A 2,969-nucleotide genomic window follows, 5' to 3' on the forward strand; every position below is an offset into this window, starting at 1 on the left:
CAATAATAAATTTAACTTTTTGAGGTGCAGATTCAATATAATGAATCAATAGTTCTTCATCTTTTGGCCAACTACTACCAATAACTATTGTTGGCTGATTATTTTTAAATGCAGCTATAAAATCTAACGTATTATCTTTTTCTAAAATGGTCACTACCCTATCAAAACGGGTGTCTCCAGAAACTTTAACGTTTTCTAAACCTATAGATTGTAATAATTTTTTAGAATTGTCATTTTGTACAAAAAAATAACTAAATGTTTTCAGCGCTTTTCGGTAAAATCCGCCATACCACTTAAAAAAGGGCTGATTTTTTCTGAAAATTCCAGATATTAAATAGGTTTTAACATTTTGTTTTTTTAGCTCCTTGAGATAATTAGGCCAAAATTCGTACTTAATAAAAAATACCATTTCTGGATGCACAACTTTTAAAAATTTTTTGGCATTAGAAATCGTGTCCAAAGGCAAGTACACCGTAACATCCGCAACAGTATTATTTTTTTTAACTTCATATCCAGAAGGCGAAAAAAATGTAATTATTATTTTATGATTTGGATACTTTTGTTTTACTTTTTCAATAACAGGCAAGCCTTGTTCGTATTCTCCCAAAGATGCTGCATGAAACCAAATTGTTTTATCAATTTCTTGAATATTATTTTTCAAAGTTTCAAAAACTGATTTTCTTCCTTTAACAAACAAGTTTAATTTTGGACTAAAAAATGCCAAAAGTTTTAAAAACTGCGAAGCAAATAGTATTAAAAAGTTATAAATAAATGACATAGTACTAATTTATGTTGCTAAATTACGTTTCTTTTATGTAACACAAAAAATGTAAGCAGAATTTCTTACTTTTGCTTGACTTAATTAGATTAGGAAGATGAAAAAATTACAAATGGTTGACTTAAAAAGTCAATATGAAAAAATAAAAGAGGAAGTAAATGTTTCTATTCAAGAAGTTTTAGATACCAATACTTATATAAATGGCCCATTAGTTCACCAATTTCAGGCTGATTTAGAAAAATATTTAGGCGTAAAACACGTAATTCCTTGTGCTAACGGAACGGATGCCTTGCAAATTGCCATGATGGGATTGGGTTTACAACCTGGCGATGAAGTCATCACAGCTGATTTTACTTTTGCCGCAACCGTTGAAGTAATCGCTTTATTACAATTAACACCAGTTTTAGTAGATGTTGATAGAAATAATATGAACATTTCATTAGAAGGTATTCGTAAAGCGATAACTCCAAAAACAAAAGCTATTGTACCCGTACATTTATTTGGTCGTGCAGCCAATATGGATGCGATTATGGAAATTGCCAACGAACATAATTTGTACGTAATTGAAGATAACGCGCAAGCAATTGGAGCAGATTATACTGCTAAAAATGGTTCAAAAAAGAAAGTGGGAACCATTGGACATGTAGCTGCTACTTCTTTTTTCCCATCAAAAAATTTAGGCTGCTATGGTGATGGTGGTGCGATTTATACCAACGATGACAATTTAGCACATATTATTAGAGGAATTGTAAATCACGGAATGTATGAAAGATATCATCACGATGTTGTCGGTGTAAATTCTCGATTAGATAGTATTCAAGCAGGTGTTTTAAAAGCAAAATTACCCCATTTAGATACTTATAACAGTGCACGTCAAGATGCTGCAAGAAAATATTCACTTGCATTAGGTTTAAATAAAAATATCGTAGCACCAACTATTTGCGAGAGTTGTGATTGTCATGTATTTCATCAATATGTAATACGAATTACCAATGGAAAACGCGATGGATTATTAGCCCATTTACTAGAAAAAGGTATTCCTTGTGCTATTTATTATCCAATTCCATTACATAGTCAGAAAGCGTATGCTGATATTCGTTATAAAGAAGAAGATTTTCCAGTAACCAATCAATTAGTGAAAGAAGTAATTGCTTTACCCATGCATACCGAATTAGACGATGAACAAATTAAATTTATTACAGACACCGTTTTAGAATACGTTTAAATTAGTTTTCAGTTTATGCTTTCAGTAGTTTAGCTGTTAGCTATTAGCTGTTAGCCATAAGCTAAAAAAAAATATGAAAATAGTAGTTACTGGAGGATTAGGTTTTATCGGTTCACATACCGTTGTAGAGTTACAGAATGAAGGTTTTGAGGTGATTGCGATTGATAATCTTTCTAATTCTTCAATTGAAGTTTTAAGTGGAATTGAACGAATCACTGGTAAAAAACCAATTTTTGAAAATATCGATTTACGAGAAAAAGCAGCAGTTCAAAATTTCTTTAAAAAGTATACTGATATTTCTGGAGTAATTCATTTTGCAGCAAGTAAAGCCGTTGGCGAAAGTGTTGAAAATCCTTTATTATATTACGAAAATAATATAAGTGCTTTGATTTACATGTTGCAGGAACTTACTAAATTACCGTCTGCAAATTTTATTTTTAGTTCTTCTTGTACTGTTTACGGTCAAGCCGAAAAAATGCCAATTACAGAAGATGCGCCAATTCAAACCGCTTTGTCACCTTACGGGAACACAAAGCAAATTGGTGAAGAAATCATAACCGATACTTCTAAAGTTAGTTCCTTAAATGCTATTTTATTGCGTTATTTTAATCCGATTGGCGCACATGAATCGTCTGAAATTGGCGAATTACCTTTAGGTGTACCACAAAACTTAGTGCCATTTATCACGCAAACCGCTATCGGATTAAGACAAGAACTTTCCGTTTATGGAAATGATTATCCCACAGCTGATGGAACAGCGGTAAGAGATTATATTCATGTGGTAGATTTGGCAAAAGCCCACGTAATAGCCATAAAGCGATTGCTAGATAAAAAAAATAGTACGGCCGTAGAAACTTTTAATTTAGGAACTGGAACGGGTAGTTCGGTTTTAGAAGTTATTCAATCTTTTGAAAAAGTATCAAGACAAAAACTAAATTACAAAATTTTAGGCAGACGAGAAGGCGA

General features: G+C 32.0%; 3 protein-coding genes. 2 read left to right on the forward strand and 1 reads right to left on the reverse strand.

Annotated elements, in window-relative coordinates; all coding sequences use genetic code 11:
- On the reverse strand, positions 1–778 hold a 778-nt coding region (locus tag ACIQ2I_RS08785), incomplete at its 3' end, for a 3-deoxy-D-manno-octulosonic acid transferase (protein WP_396182036.1).
- 97 nt (positions 779–875) lie between these two features.
- Between ACIQ2I_RS08785 and ACIQ2I_RS08790 the strand changes: the two genes are divergently transcribed.
- Complete coding sequence (locus ACIQ2I_RS08790) at positions 876–2,003, forward strand: DegT/DnrJ/EryC1/StrS family aminotransferase (RefSeq protein ID WP_396182037.1); 1,128 nt, start codon at positions 876–878, stop codon at positions 2,001–2,003.
- A 73-nt stretch (positions 2,004–2,076) separates the two neighbouring features.
- Positions 2,077–2,969: UDP-glucose 4-epimerase GalE (gene galE / locus ACIQ2I_RS08795; RefSeq protein ID WP_396182038.1), on the forward strand; the 893-nt coding region annotated here is incomplete at its 3' end.

It is taken from the genome of Flavobacterium sp. (assembly GCF_044368995.1).
In the GTDB taxonomy this organism is placed as follows: Bacteria; Bacteroidota; Bacteroidia; order Flavobacteriales; family Flavobacteriaceae; genus Flavobacterium.

Excerpts from the sequence above, each read along its gene's own strand:
- ACIQ2I_RS08790 (WP_396182037.1), top strand. The coding sequence starts at position 876 with ATGAAAAAATTACAAATGGTTGACTTAAAAAGTCAATATGAAAAAATA.